The organism is Amycolatopsis orientalis DSM 40040 = KCTC 9412, assembly GCF_000478275.1.
Taxonomy (GTDB): domain Bacteria; phylum Actinomycetota; class Actinomycetes; order Mycobacteriales; family Pseudonocardiaceae; genus Amycolatopsis; species Amycolatopsis orientalis.
This window is the reverse complement of sequence record NZ_ASJB01000022.1, coordinates 1-15903: the sequence shown is the minus strand read 5'-3', so window position 1 is coordinate 15903 and position 15903 is coordinate 1. Positions and strand designations below refer to the sequence as shown.

Below are 15903 nucleotides of genomic sequence, written 5' to 3'. Positions count from 1 at the left end.
GCTCAGCCGTTGATGCCGGTGAGGGCGAAGAACTCCTGGCGCGAACGGGCGTCTTCGCGCAGCGTGCCGAGCAGGGTCGAGGTGACGGTGCTCGATCCGGTGGCCTGGACCCCGCGCAGGGTCATGCACGAATGCTCGGCCTCGATCACCACACCGACGCCGCGCGGTTCGAGTTGCTCGTCGAGCCAGTCGGCGACCTGTTTCGTGAGCCGCTCCTGAACCTGCGGGCGGCAGGCGAAGTGCTCGACGATCCTGGCCAGCTTGGACAGCCCCAGGATCCGTTCGCCCGGCAGGTAGCCGACGTGCGCGACCCCGACGAACGGCAGCAGGTGGTGTTCGCAGACCGACCGCACGGGGATGCCCCTGGCGAGGACCAGTTCGTCGTAGCCCTCGTCGTTGGGGAAGGTCGTGAGGTCGAACGAGCGCGGCGTGAACAACTCGGCGTACGCGCGCGCCATCCGGCCAGGGGTGCCACGGAGACTCTCGGAGTCCAGCGAGATGCCCAGTGCGGTGAGGAGATCGGCGGCCGCGGCCTCGGCGGCCACCAGGTCCGGTCCCGGCCCGGGTTCATGCACGACGCGCAAGGCGGGAGTGGACATAAGGCCTCCTAGGATGGACCGCGATCCCCAGTGCTGTTTGACTAAGATTTTTGGGCGTTTTACCGTCCGCCGGTTCAGCCTACATGGTAGATCGGCGGTCCAGAATGTTCCGCCGGTTGAGATGGGCGATATCGTGGTGTACGTGACAGTGTCCGATCCGGACGGCCTCGACGTCCCCGCCATCGCCGCGGTGTCGGCGCTCGACGACGACCTCCGCCGCGGCATGTACGCCTTCACCCGGCGTGCGCGGCGTCCGGTGACGCGGGACGAGGCGGCGGCCGCGGTCGGGATCTCCCGCAAGCTCGCCGCGTTCCACCTCGACAAGCTCGTGGCGGCCGGGCTGCTCAAGTTCGGCTACGCGGCGGGCCCGGTGGTGAAGGTGGGGCGCAAGCCCAAGGTCTACGAACCGGTCGAAGAAAGCATCCAGGTGCAGCTTCCCGCGAGGCGGCACGAGATCCTGGCGAGCATCCTCACCGAGGCGGTGCTCGCCGAAGGGTCCGGTGAAACGGCGCGGGACGCCGTGCTGCGGGTCGCGGGGGAGCGCGGCCTCGCGTTGGGTGAGGAGGAACGCGCGCGGACCCGGCCGGGCAGGCTCGGTGCCGAGCGCGCGCTCACCGTCGCCGAAGGGGTGCTTCGCCGTTTCGGCTTCGAGCCGAGCCGGGACACCCGGACCTGTGTCCGGCTACGGAACTGCCCGTTCCACCCGCTGGCCGCCGAGGCGCCGGAGCTTGTCTGCGGGATCAACCAGGCCTTTCTCGCCGGCTTCCTGACCGGCGTCCGCGCCGGGAGCGTGGAGGCGGTCCTCGCTCCCGGCGCGGCCGAGTGCTGTGTGGAGCTGCGCCAGACGCGGTGAGCTGGTCGGGAAATGCCTGCCTTCAGGGGCAGGGCGCGGGGTCGCACCCGTTGCGAAGCTTGATCAACAGAGGATCAGGGACATGCGCCGGTATACCTGGCATTGAGGGTCAGGAGGCCCCGGCGACCTGCCGGGTGGCGACGTTGAGCCGGTTCCAGGTGTTGATGGCCGCGATCGAGAGGACCAGGCTCGAAAGCTGCCGTTCGTCGTAATGACGGGCCGCTTCGTCCCAGATCCCGTCGTCGACCGGATCCGCCCGGTCCGCGATCCGGGTGAGTGCCTCGGCCAGCGCGAGTGCCGCACGTTCGGGCTCGGTGAAGTAGGCCGTGTCACGCCACGCGGCGACGGTGAAGATCCGCTCGTCGGATTCGCCCGCCTCGCGCATCTCCTTGGTGTGCATCTCCAGGCAGCCGGCGCAGCCGTTGATCTGGCTGGCGCGGACGTGCATCAGGTAGTGCGTGGTCTTGGGGACGCCGGTGTCGCCGGTCGACTCCGCCAACGCGATCAGGGCCTTCAGTGCGGCGGGGTTCGCCAGCGCAGGGTTCGGGATCCGGGCTTGCATGATGTTCTCCTCCAGGGTTTCCGTCTTGCCTTCACCGCACTGACGGATCCCGGGTGCCGGATGTGACCGGGCGCTACCAGGGCACGACCTCGCCGTGAAGATCCAGGAACTGCAGGCCCGGAGTACCGGCTTGCGCTTCGAGGACGTCGACGACGGCGGGGATGCTCTCCTCGGGTTTGAGCGGGGCGCCCGGGCCGCCGAGCGGCGTCTGGTTGTGGCCGGGGTGAATGAGGAGCTTGGTCTGCCCGTCGTCGGCGTATCGCGTGGCGTAGCTGCGCATCAACTGGTTGAGCGCGGCCTTGCTGGCCTTGTAAAGCTCGAAGCCGGGCCTGGTGTTCAGGGAGACGCTGCCCTGCCTGGAGGACATGACCGCGACGGTGCCGCCCGGAACGACGGACCCGCGAAGGGCTTCGACGGCACGCAGCGGGCTCAACGCGTTGGTGATCATCACCTCGGTGAACGTTTCGGTCGAGACCTCGGTGATGGGCAGGTTCCCGCGATCGATCGCGGCGTTGACGAAGAGCAGGTCGAGCGGGGTTCCGTCGAGGCGCTCACGCAAGGCCGACAGCTGCTCGTCGCTGGTCATCTCCAGCGATTCGACCCGCAGTCGCCCGTTCGAGGCGTCGGCCTTCGCCCGCAGTTCGCCGTCGTTCCGGCGGGCGGTGGCGATGACCCGCCAGCCGCGCCGGGTGAGCTCGTCGGCGAGGACGAGCCCCAAACCGCGGGAGGCGCCGATGACGAGTGCTTGACGTTCGGAGGTGGTGGACACGAAAACTCCTTGGTGGCGGGAACTTTGTCTAGACGCGACGTTGCGTCTAGACAGTAGCACGGCACCTGGCGACGCGGCTTGGCCGCGCCGGCCGGTACTGTGGTCCGCATGCCAGCCGTGAATTCGCAGCCCCGCAGGGCGCGCTCCGGCAACCAGCGCGACGAGGCCGCCCGCCTCGCCGTGCTCCATGCCGCGGACGACCTGCTCGTCGAGCACGGCTTCGCCCGGCTGACCATCGAGGCGATCGCGCGCCGGGCGGGTGTCGCCAAGCAGACGATCTACCGCTGGTGGCCTTCGAAGGTCGAGATCCTCCTCGACACGCTCATCGAGGACAGCGAGAAGCGTTTTCCCGTCCCGGAGGCGAAGTCCACGGCGGACGGTATCCGCGGCTACTTCCGCGGCTTCGCCCGGTTCGTCACCCGCGACCCGGCCGGAAAGGTCCTGCTCGCCCTCATCGCCGAGGCACAGCACAGCCCCGAAACGGCCAAGAGCCTGCAAGACCGCTACCTCGGCCCGCGAGGCGAACGGGAGCGCGAACTCCTCGCGAACGGAATCGAGGCCGGTGAGATCTCGCCCGGGCTCGACGTCGACGCCGCCATCGACGCCGTCGTCGGCCCGATCGTCTACCGTGCCCTGACCGGGGCGGGAATTCCCCGCGGCCTGGTGGACGCCCTCTTCGACGAGCTGCTCAAGCCCCGCGGTTAGGCCGTCACAGCCGCTGTGGCGCGGTCGCGGAGGAAAACGTCGAGCTTGAACCCTTCCGGCTTCAACGTCAGCAGTTCCTGCACTTTCAGCCGATAGGACGGATCACCGCGCAGTTCGTACCGGCTCAGCAGCATGCCGAGTACCAGCGTCGCCTCGTGGAGGGCGAACTGCCGTCCGATGCAGGCGCGTTCCCCGGTGCCGAAAGGTTTGTACACGTGCGGCGGGCGGGCCCGGTTGCGATCCGGGGCGAAGCGGTCGGGGTCGAACGACTCCGGATCGTCGCCCCAGACGGGATCACGGTGCAGAGCCGGGATGAGGACGAGCGCCCACTGTCCCGCGCGCATCGGATACTCGCCGCCGACGACGGTGTCCACCTTGGCCTGGCGCGCGAACGCGGGCGCCGTCGGCCAGAACCGCAGCGCCTCGTCCAGGACGCGCCGGACGTAACGGAGCTTGGCGACCTCCTCGTAGGACGGATCCGGGTGTTCGCCCCAGACCTTGTCCACTTCGGACCGTGCGCGGGAGAGGACGTCCGGATTCCGTGCCAGGTAGTACAAGGCGAACGACAGCGCGCCCGACGTCGTCTCGTGCCCGGCGATGAGGAAGGTGATGATCTGGTTCCGGATGTTGACCTCGTCCAGCGCCTCGCCCGTGCCCGGCTGCACGGTGTTCAGCATGAGCCCGAGCAGGTCTTCGGTGCTCGTGTCGTCCCGGCGCGCCTCGACGACCTCGTCGACGACGGAGCGGAGGAACGCGAGGTCGGCTTCGTTGCGCCGGTTCGCTTTCCGGTTGAGGAGCGGGCCGATGACCGGCGGCTGGATCACCGTCCGCTGCGCGTGCCGCAGGGTGCGGACCATCGCGGCGACGAACGGATGCGGTTCGGCGCGTTCGAACGACGAGAAGCTGTAGCCGAATCCCGTTCGCCCGATGGTCTCCAGCGTCAGCTTGGTCATGTCGTCCGTGACGTCGACCTCGCCACCGCGATCCCAGGTGTCCAGCAGTTCACGGGTGATCGCCAGCATCGTCGGGTGATAGCGCCGCATGGCGTCACGGCTGAACGCCGGCGCGAGGATCTCGTGCGCGCGCCGCCAGTTGGGTTCCTCGTTGTGCGCGGTGAACAGGCCGTCGCCGCCGAGCGGGCGCAGGTTCGAGATCGCGGGCGTGACGTGTTTCGCGAACCGCTTCTCGTCCGAGAGTTCGGCGACCAGACCGGCACCGTGGACGAACACGATCTTGCGGCCGAACACCTTGCGCTCGAAGACGGGGCCCAGTTCGGCGGCGTGCCGCATCGAGTCCTGGACGGGGGTCTGCGGCGAAACACCGAGCACGTCGCCGACCAGCGGGATCCGGCGCGGGGGATGGGGGAGAGCGGTGGCCATGGCCCCTCCAGGTAAGCACTGTTGAATCGACATCCAATAGCGAGCGTGGCCTGTTACTGAACCCGTGTCAAGTAAGTACGATGACCGGATGGCGGCGAGTACTTCCGGAAGGCCCCGCAGCAGGCTGAGCACCGCCGAGCGGCGGGAACAGCTGCTGCGGATCGGTGCCCGCCTGTTCGCGCAACGGCCGTACGACGACGTGTGGATCGAACAGGTCGCGGACATCGCCGAGGTGTCGCGAGGGCTGCTCTACCACTACTTCCCGACGAAACGGGACTTCGTCACCGAGGTCATCAAGGCCGAGGGTGAACGCCTGCTCGACATGACCAGGACCGATCCCACGCTGCCGGTCGCGGAGCAGCTGATGGCGGGCCTCGACGCGTACCTCCGCTACGCCGAAGCCAACGAGGACGGCTACCGCGCCCTGCACGCGGGCACGGCCATCGCGGTCGACGACGTGCGGGAGGTCCTGGACAACAACTTCGCCGAACAGGGCCGCCGGATCCTGGCGGCCCTGTGCCCGGACGTCGAGCCGCCGGAGACCCTGCGGGTGACCGTGCGCGGCTGGCTGGCGTTCGTCGTCGCGGTCTGCCTCGACTGGCTCAAGTACCGGCGGCTGACCAGGGACCAGACCCGCGATCTGTGCGCCAAGTCGCTGCTCGACATGGTCGCCGCGTCACCGGACGTGAGCATCGAATTGTAGGGATGGCGGCCTCGCCGCTCACGACCGGGCCCGCCGCGCGAGCATGGTCTCGGCGCGTTCCTCGATCAGTTTCATCCGCGCGAGCCGTTCTGTGTCGTCGTTGTGCGCGGCGGATCGGGTGACCTGCCCGTCCCACTTCCGGTAGAACATTCCGCAGGTGGACACGAAGTACCCGTCGGAGACGGCGTTCGCGGCGAGGATCAGCCCGGTGTCCTCCGACGCGGGCAGGGCCATCCAGCCGCCCAGGTCCAGCAGCACCTCGCGGCGGATGCACAGCGTCCCGGCCACCACGGGGGAGAGGTAGCCGTTGCGCCGCCAGTGCCGGAACAACGAGCCGCGTTCGATCGGTCCTTCCTCGGGATCGCTGTCGACGCCCGCCGTGGTCCCGTCGGGGAAGAGGTCGAGGACCCGGCAGGTGGTCCAGTCGATCGCGGGATTTTCCAGTACCGCGATGTCCCGCGCGAGCGCGCCCGGCGCGAGCAGGTCGTCCGCGTCGAGCGCCTTGATCAGCTCCCCCGAGGCTCGCGACATCGCCATCATCCTCGTGACCCCGGGTCCGCCCCGGCGGCCCGAACCGGGCAACGCCCGCTCGTCGGCGGGGAGGACGTCGTCGAGCAGGCCGGTCTCACCGTCCTCCTGCACCAGCCATTCCCAGGTCCAGTCCGGCGGGAGTTCCTGCGCGGCGAGGGATTCGTAGGCCTCGGTCAAGTACGGCAGGCTCGGCGGGTGGACCGGGGTGATCACGCTGACGACGGGCACGAGGCGAGGATAGTGATGATCAGCCGCGACCCGGCTTGCGAGCCGTGATCAGCAGGTGCTCCTCCGGTGGTGTGCCCGGCTCTTCCGCGGTGAAGAGTTCCGAATGTGTTCCGGTGACCTCCAGCCCGGCAGCCTCGACCCGCCGCACCAGATCCTCCGGCGCGAAGCTGGTCGCGTGGAAGGTGTGGCCGAAGAACTCCACCGGCACGTCCTCGATGTCGTGCGGGACGGTCACGAGAGCGAACAGTCCGCCCGGGACCAGCCATCGCGCGATGTCGGCGAGCACGGCTTCGGTGTCCCGGCGCGGCATCTGCAAGAACGGGAAGAACGCGCAGACGGCTTCCCACGACTCGGGGGAGGATGCCCAGTCCCGCACATCGGTGTGGACGAAGGAGGCGGCCGGAACCTGCCGCCGGGCGAGGTCGATCATCACCGACGAGACGTCGAGCCCGGTCACGCGGTGCCCGGCGGCGGTCAGTTCTTCGGCCACCGGACGACCGGTCCCGCTGCCGATGTCGAGCACCCTCGACGACGGTGGCAGCGCGCCGAGCAGATGCCGCAGCGCCCTGTCGATCACCGGCGGACGGCCGAAGACCTCCTCGTAGGCGGAACCGATGGTGTCGAACAGTTCCTCCGCCGTGGCCGGACGGTCCATTCCGCAGCTCCCCAGGGTCGGGTGACTCACTTCCGAAGGCGAGGGTAGCGAGGATCAACCGTCCGCGACCGCGACCACGTCGAGCACTTCTTCCGCCAGCCGGGTCGAAGCCTCCCGGATCCGCGCGTCGAGCCGCGCGAAGACCTGCTCCGCCCGGATGGCGGGCCAGTCCCTGGGGAGATGTTCCGCCGGGAGATGCGGATCCTGGCGTACGGCCTGGAGCCAGTCGGTGTGGAGCAGCAGACGGCGGGCGAGGTCGTCCGGGGCCGACGGAAGTGGCTTCGGCCGGTCCCAGCGGTCGAGGAAAGTGCGGTACCGCGCGGAAATCGCCTCGATGTCGAAGGCCTTGCGGACCAGGTCGGCGGAATCGGTCGGTTTGGCCTCCTGCGCGGTGAACACCGTGACGTGGTCGAGCAGGCCGAGCGGTTCGGCGATCGCGGTGACGTCCCTGGTGCCCGGCGCGATCCACAATCCGTTCTGCAGGAGGCCGAAACCCGCCCACACGAGCTGGCTGCGCAGATCGTGCCGGTCGCTGCGCCTGCTGTCGGGCAGGGAGTAGCCGACGAGTGTCCAGGTGCCGTCCCAATCACGGTTGACCGCGCCGGTGTCCCAGATCCGCCGCCCGCCGTCCTCCAGTACCTCCGTCGCGCGGGGCGTCAGTCCGAAGTAGACACGGCGGCCGTGTCGCTGCCGGATCAGCAGGCCACGGCCGACCATCCGGGTCAGCGTCGAGCGGACGGCCTCTTCGGAGACGCCGACGCGGGCGAACACGTCGATCACGCTTCCGGAGTAGACGGCGGTGTCGTGGCCGAGCACGTGCATGCCCAGGAAGGTGAGCATCAGGGATTGCGGCCGATGGGCCTGGCCGGGTGCGGTGTCGTCTTCGGTCACGGAGAGCAGCTTAGCCGATGATGTTGGGCAGATTATTGACGGCGGTCGGAATAGTGACCTACTTTGAGTCCCGCAGCGGACGACGAGAGGACTGCTTCATGGACTTGTCGGGCAAGGTCGCGGTGGTCACCGGCAGCGGCCGCGGACTGGGGCGGGCCTACGCGGAAGCGCTCGCCGCCGCCGGCGCCGCCGTCGTGGTCAACGACGTGGACGAGGCCGCCACCGAAACCGCGGGCGCGATCCGGAAAGCGGGCGGACGGGCCGTGCCGGTCGTCGCCCCGGTCGGCGACGCCGAGGTCGCCGGACGGCTGGTCGCCACCGCGGTCGAGGAGTTCGGACGGCTCGACACGATGGTCACCAACGCCGGGATCCTGCGGGACCGGGTGCTGTGGAAGATGTCCGACGACGATTTCGACGACGTCGTCCGTGTCCACCTCCGCGGCACGTTCACCTGCGCGCGGGCGGCCGCGGTGCGGATGCGGGAGCAGGGGGAGGGCGGGCGGCTGATCCTGGTCTCCTCGCCGGCGGGACAGCGGGGCAACTTCGGGCAGACCAACTACGCCGCCGCGAAGGCCGGGATCGCCGCGATGGCCCGCACCTGGGCGATGGAACTGGCGAAGGCCGAGATCCTGGTCAACGCGATCGTCCCGGTCGCGGCGACCGAGATGACCCGCACCATCCCGGCGTTCGCGCCGGTGATCGAAGAGGCCGAGCGCACCGGGAAACCGTTCCCGCCGTGGCTCCGTCGCGACGAAGGACTGGGAACGGCCGAGGACGCCGCGTCGCTCGTCGTCTTCCTGGCTTCGGACGAGGCGAAAGGCGTCACCGGCCAGGCGATCGGCATCGGCGGCGACCGGCTCGCGCTCTGGGCGCACCCGAGGGAGAAGGCCGTCGACTTCGCCGACGGCGGCTGGACCGCCGAGCGGATCGCGGCCTCCTGGCACGCCGGGATCGGCGCCGAGCCGGAGAGCTTCGGCATCCCCGCGCCGAAGGGGCCGTGACGTGCCCATCGACATCGACGACGTCGTCGCGATCGACGTCCACACGCACGCGGAGATCTCGAAAAACGGCCACGGCTCGTTGAGTCCGGCCCTGTTCGGCGCCTCGGAGAAGTACTTCAAGGCGCACGGGCACCGGCAGCCTTCGATCGCGGAAATGGCGGCGTACTACCGGGAACGCAGGATGGCCGCGGTCGTGTTCACGGTCGACGCCGAACACGCCACCGGCCATCCGCGGATCGCGAACGAGGAGGTCGCCGAGAGCTGCGCCGAACACGGCGACGTGCTCATCCCGTTCGCCGGCATCGATCCGTGGAAGGGCCGGGCGGGCGTCCGCGAGGCACGCAGGCTGGTCGGCGAATACGGTGTCCGCGGGTTCAAGTTCCATCCGAGTATCCAGGGGTTCGCGCCGAACGACCCGATGGCGTATCCCCTCTACGAGGTCATCGAAGAACTCGGCGTTCCCGCGCTCTTCCACACCGGGCAGACCGGGATCGGCGCCGGCGTACCCGGTGGCGGCGGGATCCGGCTCAAGTACTCGAATCCGATGCTGGTCGACGACGTCGCCGTCGACTTCCCCGAACTCCGGATCATCCTCGCGCATCCGTCGTTCCCTTGGCAGGACGAGGCTCTGGCCGTGGCGACGCACAAACCGTACGTCCACATCGACCTGTCCGGCTGGTCGCCGAAGTACTTCCCGCCGCAGCTCGTCCGGTATGCCAACACCCTGCTGAAGGACAAGGTGCTGTTCGGCTCCGACTTCCCGGTGATCACCCCGGATCGCTGGCTCGCCGACTTCGCCGAGCTGGAGATCAAACCCGAGGTCCGCCCGAAGATCCTGAAGGACAACGCGGCGAGGCTGCTCGGTCTCGTCAAAACCGACTAGGAGAAGCATGACCCACGCGAACGGCATCGAAGAGATCAAGGCACTCGCGGGCGCGGACCTCGGTCACGGCGACTGGCTGGAGATCACCCAGGACCGCATCGGGCGGTTCGCCGACGCCACCGGCGACCATCAGTGGATCCACGTCGACCCCGGACGCGCCGCCGACGGCCCGTTCGGCGGCACCATCGCGCACGGATACCTGACACTGTCCCTGCTGATCCCGCTCTTCAGCGACCTGCTGCGGATCACCGGCGTGGGGATGAGCGTCAACTACGGGCTTGAGAAGGTGCGATTCCCCAGCCCGGTGCCGTCCGGCGGCAAGATCCGCCTCACCGGGAAGGTCGCCGAGGTGACCGACATCGCCGGGGGAGTGCAGATGGTCCTCGACTTCACGATCGAACTCGACGGTTCCGCCAAGCCCGCGTGCGTCGCGCGGGCCGTCTACCGGCACTACGCCTGACGACAAGGGGAAAGCCATGCGATCCCAGCAGAACGTCCAGCTCCGCCGAGCCGTCGCTTCGAGCTACCTCGGCAGCCTCATCGAGTACTACGACTTCCTGCTCTACGCCACGGCGTCCGCCGTCGTGTTCAGCAAGGTCTTCTTCTCCGACCTCGACCCCGCCCTCGCGACCGTCGCCAGCTTCGGCACGTTCGCCACCGGCTATCTCGCGCGGCCACTGGGCGGCGTGCTCTTCGGCCACTTCGGCGACAAGCTCGGCCGCAAGCGGATGCTCGTGATGACCATGACGCTGATGGGCGTCTCCAGTTTCCTCATCGGACTCCTGCCCACCTACGCCGACGTCGGCGCCGCCGCGCCGGTCGGGCTGATCCTGTTGCGGGTACTGCAAGGCATCTCGGTCGGCGGCGAATGGGGCGGCGCCGTCCTGATGTCGGCCGAGCACGCCACCTCCCGGCGCGGGCTGTGGGCCAGCTTCGCGAACGCGGGCGCGCCGAGCGGGATGGTCGTGTCCACGGTGGCGATGACCGCGACGGTGGCCGTCACCGGCGAGGCCGCGTTCCTCGCGTGGGGGTGGCGGGTGCCGTTCCTGCTCAGCGTGGTCCTGCTCGCGATCGGGTTGTTCGTCCGGTCGCGGGTCGAGGAGACCCCGGCGTTCCTCGCCGCCAGGACCGTGGCGCGACGACGGCGGTTCCCGCTGGTGGCCGTCCTGCGCGAGCAGCCCAAGACGCTGTTGCTGGGGGTCGGCGTCGGCCTGGCCGCGTTCGTCGTGCAGGGGACACTGACGACGTTCGTGCTCGCGTACGGCGTTCAGGCGGGACACGGACGCCAGACCGTGCTGAACGCGCTCACCGTCTCGTCCGTCTGCGCGGTGGTGGGGATCATCGGCTGGTCAGCGGTCTCGGACCGGTTCGGCAGGCGGCCGATCGTGCTGATCGGCGCGCTGGTGACGGCGGTTTACGGGTTCGTCCTGTTCCCGCTCGTCGACAGCCGCAGCGGGACGTTGTTGGTCGTGGCGCTGGTGCTCGGGCAGGGCGTGCTGCACCCGATGATGTACGGGCCGCTGGCGGCGCTCTACACCGAACTGTTCGCCACCGAGAACCGGTACACCGGTGCCTCGCTGGGCTATCAGCTCGCCGGTCTCGGCGCCGGGTTCGCGCCGGTGCTGTTCGCCGAATTCCAGCGCGCGTCGGGCGGACCGTCGACCACGGCGGTGTCCTTGACGATCGCGGCGTTCTGCCTGTTGTCGGCGGGCTGCGTCCTGGCGCTGAAGGAGACGAACCGGCGAAACTTGACCGAGCCCAGCCCTGTCCGGTCCACCGCCGAAACCGCCGAAGTCGTCGAATAGGAGACCACGGATGCGCGATGAGGGAATCGGCGGCTGGCCAGCCCGCCGCGCACGGATCTCGCCCCAACGGACCGCACTGCTCTTCGAAGGCGAACCGACGACGTACGCCCGGCTGGCCCGGCGGATCGCGAAGCTGGCGTCACGGCTGGCGGCGGCGGGTGTGGGCCACGGGGACCGCGTGGCCTACCTCGGCCCGAATCATCCGGCGTTCGTCGAAACCCTGTTCGCGACCACGTCGCTCGGCGCGATCTTCGTCCCGCTCAACTTCCGGTTGACGGCGCCGGAGATCGAGCACATCCTCGCCGACTCCGGTGCCACGGTGCTGATCTACGCGCCACAGACGGCGAAGGTCGTCGACGGGCTGGAGAGCCCCGCCGCGCGGCTAGTGGCGCTGGAGGACTACGAAACCTGGCTCGGCGAGGGCGCGGGGACCGCGCCCGACGTGACGGTGGCTCCCGACGACGTCGCGCTGATCCTGTACACGTCGGGCACCACAGGACGCCCGAAGGGTGCGACGCTCACGCACGCCAACCTGCTCTGGAACACGTTCAACCTGCTGATCGGCGTGGACGTCGGCGGTGACGAGGTCACGCTCGTCACCGCGCCGCTCTTCCACATCGCCGCGCTGGCGCAGACCCTGCTTCCCACCGTGATCAAGGGCGGCTGCGCGCTCCTCACGGCGTCCTGGGATGTCGACGGCTGCTTCGACCTGATCGAACGGCACCGGGTGACGTGGATGTTCGGGGTGACGACGATGTACGCCGCACTGGCCGCGTCCCCGCGGTGGCCGTCGGCCGATCTGTCGTCGGTGCGGAGCCTGATCTGCGGCGGCGCCGCGGTCCCGGAGGAGCTGGTGCGGACCTATCAGCGGCGAGGGCTCGTGTTCTGCCAGGGCTACGGGCTGACCGAGACCGCTCCGGGCGTGACGTTCCTGGAGGCGCGCGAAAGCGATGGCCGGGCAGGCTCCGCGGGCGTGCCCGTGTTCTTCGCCGACGCCCGGCTCGACCCACCGGGCAACGGACCAGGAGAGATCCTGGTGAAGGGCCCGAACGTCACCCCCGGCTACTGGCGGAACCCGCACGCGACCGCGGCCGCCTTCACCGAAGACGGCTGGTTCCGCACCGGCGACGTGGCCACCGTCGACGAAGACGGGCACTTCCGGATCGTCGACCGCCTGAAGGACATGTTCATCTCCGGCGGGGAAAACGTGTACCCGGCCGAAGTGGAGAACATCCTGTACGAACATCCCGCGGTGGCCGAGACCGCGGTCATCGGGGTACCGGACGGGAAATGGGGCGAGGTCGGTTGCGCCTTCGTCGTGCGCTCCGGCGACGTCGGCGACGAGGAACTGCGCGAGTTCCTGCTCGGGCGGCTGGCGAAGTACAAGGTGCCGGTACGCTTCGAGTTCGTTGAAGGGCTGCCTCGGACCGCGTCCGGAAAGGTGCGCAAGGCGGAGCTGCGGGCGGGCTCCTGATCTTGTCGGCCCGTCCGCCTACACTGTGGCCGCCGAGTTTCCTGGGGGCAGCTGTGTTTGGGGTTCAAGATGGGTGTGCCGAGTGACGAGTTCCACCGGATGCTGGAGAAGCTCGCCGACGTCGAGCGTTCCGACGCGACGGAGTGGGAGTCGTACAGCGTGCGCGGTAAGCGATTCGGCTATTACTGGCCGCGCACGCAGACCGTCGGCCTGAAGCAGACTCTGTCCGAACAAGAGGCCCTCGTGGCCGAGCGGCCGGACGTCTTCGAGGTGCAGTTCACGGCCGGCGGATTCGGCTGGGTCGTGGTGCACCTCGACGGCCTCGAATCCGACGAGCTGAACGAACTCGTCTACGAGGCATGGCGGCTGTCCGCCCCGGAGGAATTGGTGGAGCAGGTTCCGCCGCCTTGCTGAGCGTTACTGCTTTCGAGTGTTGACGTGGGTCACTGTCCGGGCTGGAACATTTGGCGGGCGTCTGCGTTGTAGAGGGTGTCGGTGCGGATGGTGCCCCCGGGCCTCACCTTTTGCCTTCGTGGAATACCGGTTCGGCCGGAGCCATGTTGTGCCTTTCGCCGAGAGGCGGCCCTCCGTATCGGCTTTAGCTCCCGCTTCCGCTCGCAGGTGACCCCCAGGCCTTCGCTGAGCGGAAGCGGGTCCTTTGTTTTCTGGCGGGGATTTGGCGATGTAGGTCACGTGGTCGTCTGTTAGGTGTTCGGGAACATTTGGCGGGTGTGTGCGTTGTAGAGGGTGTCGGTGCGGATGGTGCCCCCGGGCCTCACCTTTTGCCTTCGTGGAATACCGGTTCGGCCGGAGCCATGTTGTGCCTTTCGCCGAGAGGCGGCCCTCCGTATCGGCTTTAGCTCCCGTTTCCGCTCGCAGGTGACCCCCAGGCCTTCGCTGAGCGGAAGCGGGTCTTTTGTTTTCTGATCGGGTTCGAGGGTGATGACGGGCGTCACGTCCGCTGGGGAACATTTCGGAAGAGTATGCGTTATAGAGAGTGTCGGTACGGTTGGTGCCCCCGGGCTCACCCTTCGCCTTCATGGAATACCGGTCCGGCCGGAGCCATGTTGTGCCTTTCGCCGAGAGGCGGCCCCCGTACCGGCCTTGACTCCCGTTTCCGCTCGCAGGAACCCCCAGCCTTCGCTGAGCGGAAACGGGACCTTTCTTTCTCGATAGACGGGTGTGTGCCGTAGTCATCAGTGGCGGGCGGTTCTCGAAGGCGAGCCCGATGGCAGTTCTTGGGAAGGTGAACCCCTGAGCGCAGATGTTAGTTGTCGGTCCGGGGAGACGAGCCGTCTGAACCTCAAACGTCTGCGGGTGGGTCGTCTGTGACGGTGTTGTCTGTCTGGGGGCATGCCGAGGGGCCCGTCGCCGGTGTGGCTGGCGGGCTCCTCGGGTGATGCAGTGGCTAGGCGGCGCGGTGGAGGGTGTTGCGCCGGGTTCTTCGGAGCGGGTCCAGATACTGGGGCGGGATGAACTCGGGGAGTCCGTCGGCGGCCATGCGGACTTCCCAGTCGCCGTGGTGGATCAGGCGGTGGTGGAACCCGCAGAGCAGGGTGAGGTTGCGGAGGTCGGTGGGTCCGCCGTCTGCCCAGTGGTGGAGGTGGTGGGCGTGGCAGTTCTTCGGCCTGCGATGGCAGCCCGGGAAGGCGCAGCCGCGGTCGCGGATGTTCAAGGCCCGGCGCTGGCCGGGGGTGACGAACCGTCGCATCCGCCCCACGTCGAGGGGTTCACCGGCCGCGTTGAGAACGACGGGGAGCATGAGGCAGTCGCAGGCCGCCATGCGGGCGTCGCGGGCGGTCATCGTCCCGACGTAGTCCACGCAGGCGGTCCCGAGACCCGACTTCAGCTCGTCGAGGCCGATGGTGACGTGCACCAGCGTCCGGTAACCGGAGGTCCCCGGTTGGTCGGGGCAGGCGATCGCGAGATCGAGCAGGTCGACCCACGCGTCGCCGAGGCGTTCGGGTCTGGTCCGCAGGTCGGCTTGGCCGAATTCGTCGACCGGGCGGGGTGACGCGTACGCCTCCAGGGCGGCGGCGGTGCGGGCACCGGCTTCGTCGTCGAGGAGCCCGTTCAGTGTCCAGAAGCCGTCTTTGCGGCGCTCCAACGTCAACTCGCGGCGCGACTGCTTCGGCTCGGGCTCCTTCGGCTCAGCCCCGTCAGGATCCAGCCAGCCGAGTAGGTTCTGTTCGGCTTTCGCCAGTTGCTGGGGACCGGCGTGCCGGGCCAGCTCGGCCAGGGTCTTCTCCGCGCTCTCCCGATCCTCTGCCGACGTATCGAGCGGCAGGCTCGCCAGGAAGTCCAAAATCTGCTGGATCCGCTCGTCCCCGACCACCCCCTCCGCAGCCACAGCCGCCGTCGCAGGCGCCAACGGAGGCAGCTCGCTGCCATCCAAAGCCCGGGTCGGGTTCAGCGCGATCGCACGATTCACCACCGGCCGCGCCTCACCGAACGACAGCCCGGCCACATCGGCGAACCATTTGATCGTCGAGCCGTAACCGTACAAGTCTTTCGCCCCGCGCGACTCGATCTCCGCCAGATACCGCCCCAGTCCGGCAGTGGCGACCCTGATCACCTGCAGGAACTGCTGCACGCCATGAGCAAGCTCCAGCTTGCCGGCGCGCCACAACTCCTGTGGCAACTCGGGAAGGATCGTCTCGGACACACCCCAAGAATACCAAAACAACTCGAACATGTGTTCGTAATTTTACGTAACAAGGAATGCCTATCTTTAATTCTGACGAGTGATTACAGGGGACCGGAGTGACTACTATGCGGCGTCAAAAGCTGCACTGCGGTGGCCCCGGCGGAATAGAGACAACGCGACGTCTCCATTTCGCCGGGGCCAATCGCAGTCAGTCGACT

Annotated in this window: 17 protein-coding genes; 9 read left to right on the top strand and 8 right to left on the bottom strand. The window is 68.5% G+C overall.

The features are described from left to right. Positions 1-2 precede the first annotated feature (2 nt). Entirely contained in the window at positions 3-599 is a 597-nt protein-coding gene (gene folE / locus L324_RS06170; RefSeq protein WP_037304945.1) for a GTP cyclohydrolase I FolE, read from the bottom strand. A gap of 121 nt (positions 600-720) precedes the next feature. On the opposite strand from folE, the gene L324_RS06165 reads away from it, so the two are divergent. After that, positions 721-1452, top strand: a complete 732-nt coding sequence (locus L324_RS06165; RefSeq protein ID WP_051173678.1) for a helix-turn-helix transcriptional regulator — start codon at positions 721-723, stop codon at positions 1450-1452. A gap of 109 nt (positions 1453-1561) precedes the next feature. On the opposite strand, the gene L324_RS06160 is transcribed toward L324_RS06165, so the two are convergent. Together L324_RS06160 and L324_RS06155 are read right to left on the bottom strand one after the other, a co-directional pair. Beyond that, positions 1562-2014 (bottom strand): carboxymuconolactone decarboxylase family protein, encoded by a 453-nt coding sequence (locus tag L324_RS06160; protein WP_037304943.1) that lies wholly within the window; start codon positions 2012-2014, stop codon positions 1562-1564. Between the two features lie 73 nt (positions 2015-2087). After that, positions 2088-2783 carry an SDR family NAD(P)-dependent oxidoreductase gene (locus L324_RS06155; RefSeq protein ID WP_037304941.1) on the bottom strand — a complete coding sequence of 232 codons (696 nt, stop codon included), beginning with the start codon at positions 2781-2783 and terminating at the stop codon, positions 2088-2090. A gap of 108 nt (positions 2784-2891) precedes the next feature. Between L324_RS06155 and L324_RS06150 the strand changes: the two genes are divergently transcribed. Continuing rightward, entirely contained in the window at positions 2892-3488 is a 597-nt protein-coding gene (locus tag L324_RS06150; RefSeq protein ID WP_037304940.1) for a TetR/AcrR family transcriptional regulator, read from the top strand. Here L324_RS06150 and L324_RS06145 read toward each other — a convergent pair. Next, entirely contained in the window at positions 3485-4867 is a 1383-nt protein-coding gene (locus L324_RS06145) for a cytochrome P450 (RefSeq protein ID WP_037304939.1), read from the bottom strand. The genes L324_RS06150 and L324_RS06145 overlap by 4 nt on opposite strands. An 88-nt stretch (positions 4868-4955) precedes the next feature. Here L324_RS06145 and L324_RS06140 point away from each other — a divergent pair, with 88 nt between their 5' ends. Continuing rightward, a complete protein-coding gene (locus L324_RS06140; protein WP_037304938.1) occupies positions 4956-5570 on the top strand; it encodes a TetR/AcrR family transcriptional regulator in 615 nt (204 codons plus the stop codon). Positions 5571-5588: 18 nt separating this feature from the next. Here L324_RS06140 and L324_RS06135 read toward each other — a convergent pair whose 3' ends face one another. The 3 genes from L324_RS06135 to L324_RS06125 are packed head-to-tail and all read right to left on the bottom strand — an operon-like array spanning position 5589 to position 7875. Next, positions 5589-6329: a glycosyltransferase gene (locus L324_RS06135; protein ID WP_037304935.1), complete on the bottom strand. Its 741-nt coding sequence runs from the start codon at positions 6327-6329 to the stop codon at positions 5589-5591. A gap of 19 nt (positions 6330-6348) precedes the next feature. Then, the gene (locus L324_RS06130; RefSeq protein ID WP_037304932.1) at positions 6349-6984 is read right to left on the bottom strand and encodes a class I SAM-dependent DNA methyltransferase; all 636 of its coding nucleotides are present in this window, start codon (positions 6982-6984) and stop codon (positions 6349-6351) included. 54 nt (positions 6985-7038) lie between these two features. Further along, complete coding sequence (locus L324_RS06125) at positions 7039-7875, bottom strand: PaaX family transcriptional regulator (protein ID WP_268871883.1); 837 nt, start codon at positions 7873-7875, stop codon at positions 7039-7041. A gap of 98 nt (positions 7876-7973) precedes the next feature. Here L324_RS06125 and L324_RS06120 point away from each other — a divergent pair, with 98 nt between their 5' ends. The 6 genes from L324_RS06120 (at position 7974) to L324_RS06095 (ending at position 13452) form a co-directional block, all read left to right on the top strand. Beyond that, positions 7974-8876: an SDR family oxidoreductase gene (locus tag L324_RS06120; protein WP_037304930.1), complete on the top strand. Its 903-nt coding sequence runs from the start codon at positions 7974-7976 to the stop codon at positions 8874-8876. A 7-nt stretch (positions 8877-8883) separates the two neighbouring features. Then, a complete protein-coding gene (locus tag L324_RS06115; RefSeq protein ID WP_037305034.1) occupies positions 8884-9759 on the top strand; it encodes an amidohydrolase family protein in 876 nt (291 codons plus the stop codon). A 7-nt stretch (positions 9760-9766) separates the two neighbouring features. Further along, entirely contained in the window at positions 9767-10219 is a 453-nt protein-coding gene (locus L324_RS06110) for a MaoC family dehydratase (protein ID WP_037304928.1), read from the top strand. 16 nt (positions 10220-10235) lie between these two features. Then, on the top strand, positions 10236-11564 hold the full coding sequence (locus tag L324_RS06105) for an MFS transporter (RefSeq protein ID WP_037304926.1): 1329 nt from the start codon (positions 10236-10238) through the stop codon (positions 11562-11564). Positions 11565-11574: 10 nt separating this feature from the next. Next, complete coding sequence (locus tag L324_RS06100; protein ID WP_037304925.1) at positions 11575-13038, top strand: acyl-CoA synthetase; 1464 nt, start codon at positions 11575-11577, stop codon at positions 13036-13038. A 69-nt stretch (positions 13039-13107) separates the two neighbouring features. Beyond that, positions 13108-13452 carry an MmcQ/YjbR family DNA-binding protein gene (locus tag L324_RS06095; protein WP_037304923.1) on the top strand — a complete coding sequence of 115 codons (345 nt, stop codon included), beginning with the start codon at positions 13108-13110 and terminating at the stop codon, positions 13450-13452. Between the two features lie 994 nt (positions 13453-14446). On the opposite strand, the gene L324_RS06090 is transcribed toward L324_RS06095, so the two are convergent. After that, a complete protein-coding gene (locus L324_RS06090; RefSeq protein WP_037304921.1) occupies positions 14447-15703 on the bottom strand; it encodes an HNH endonuclease signature motif containing protein in 1257 nt (418 codons plus the stop codon). Positions 15704-15903: the final 200 nt, after the last annotated feature.

What these genes read in the sequence shown, in the direction of transcription:
- folE (WP_037304945.1), bottom strand. Translation starts at nt 599, where the DNA reads ATGTCCACTCCCGCCTTGCGCGTCGTGCATGAACCCGGGCCGGGACCG.
- L324_RS06165 (WP_051173678.1), top strand. Translation starts at nt 721, where the DNA reads ATGGGCGATATCGTGGTGTACGTGACAGTGTCCGATCCGGACGGCCTC.
- L324_RS06160 (WP_037304943.1), bottom strand. Translation starts at nt 2,014, where the DNA reads ATGCAAGCCCGGATCCCGAACCCTGCGCTGGCGAACCCCGCCGCACTG.
- L324_RS06150 (WP_037304940.1), top strand. Translation starts at nt 2,892, where the DNA reads ATGCCAGCCGTGAATTCGCAGCCCCGCAGGGCGCGCTCCGGCAACCAG.
- L324_RS06145 (WP_037304939.1), bottom strand. Translation starts at nt 4,867, where the DNA reads ATGGCCACCGCTCTCCCCCATCCCCCGCGCCGGATCCCGCTGGTCGGC.
- L324_RS06140 (WP_037304938.1), top strand. Translation starts at nt 4,956, where the DNA reads ATGGCGGCGAGTACTTCCGGAAGGCCCCGCAGCAGGCTGAGCACCGCC.
- L324_RS06130 (WP_037304932.1), bottom strand. Translation starts at nt 6,984, where the DNA reads ATGGACCGTCCGGCCACGGCGGAGGAACTGTTCGACACCATCGGTTCC.
- L324_RS06120 (WP_037304930.1), top strand. Translation starts at nt 7,974, where the DNA reads ATGGACTTGTCGGGCAAGGTCGCGGTGGTCACCGGCAGCGGCCGCGGA.
- L324_RS06110 (WP_037304928.1), top strand. Translation starts at nt 9,767, where the DNA reads ATGACCCACGCGAACGGCATCGAAGAGATCAAGGCACTCGCGGGCGCG.
- L324_RS06105 (WP_037304926.1), top strand. Translation starts at nt 10,236, where the DNA reads ATGCGATCCCAGCAGAACGTCCAGCTCCGCCGAGCCGTCGCTTCGAGC.
- L324_RS06100 (WP_037304925.1), top strand. Translation starts at nt 11,575, where the DNA reads ATGCGCGATGAGGGAATCGGCGGCTGGCCAGCCCGCCGCGCACGGATC.
- L324_RS06095 (WP_037304923.1), top strand. Translation starts at nt 13,108, where the DNA reads ATGGGTGTGCCGAGTGACGAGTTCCACCGGATGCTGGAGAAGCTCGCC.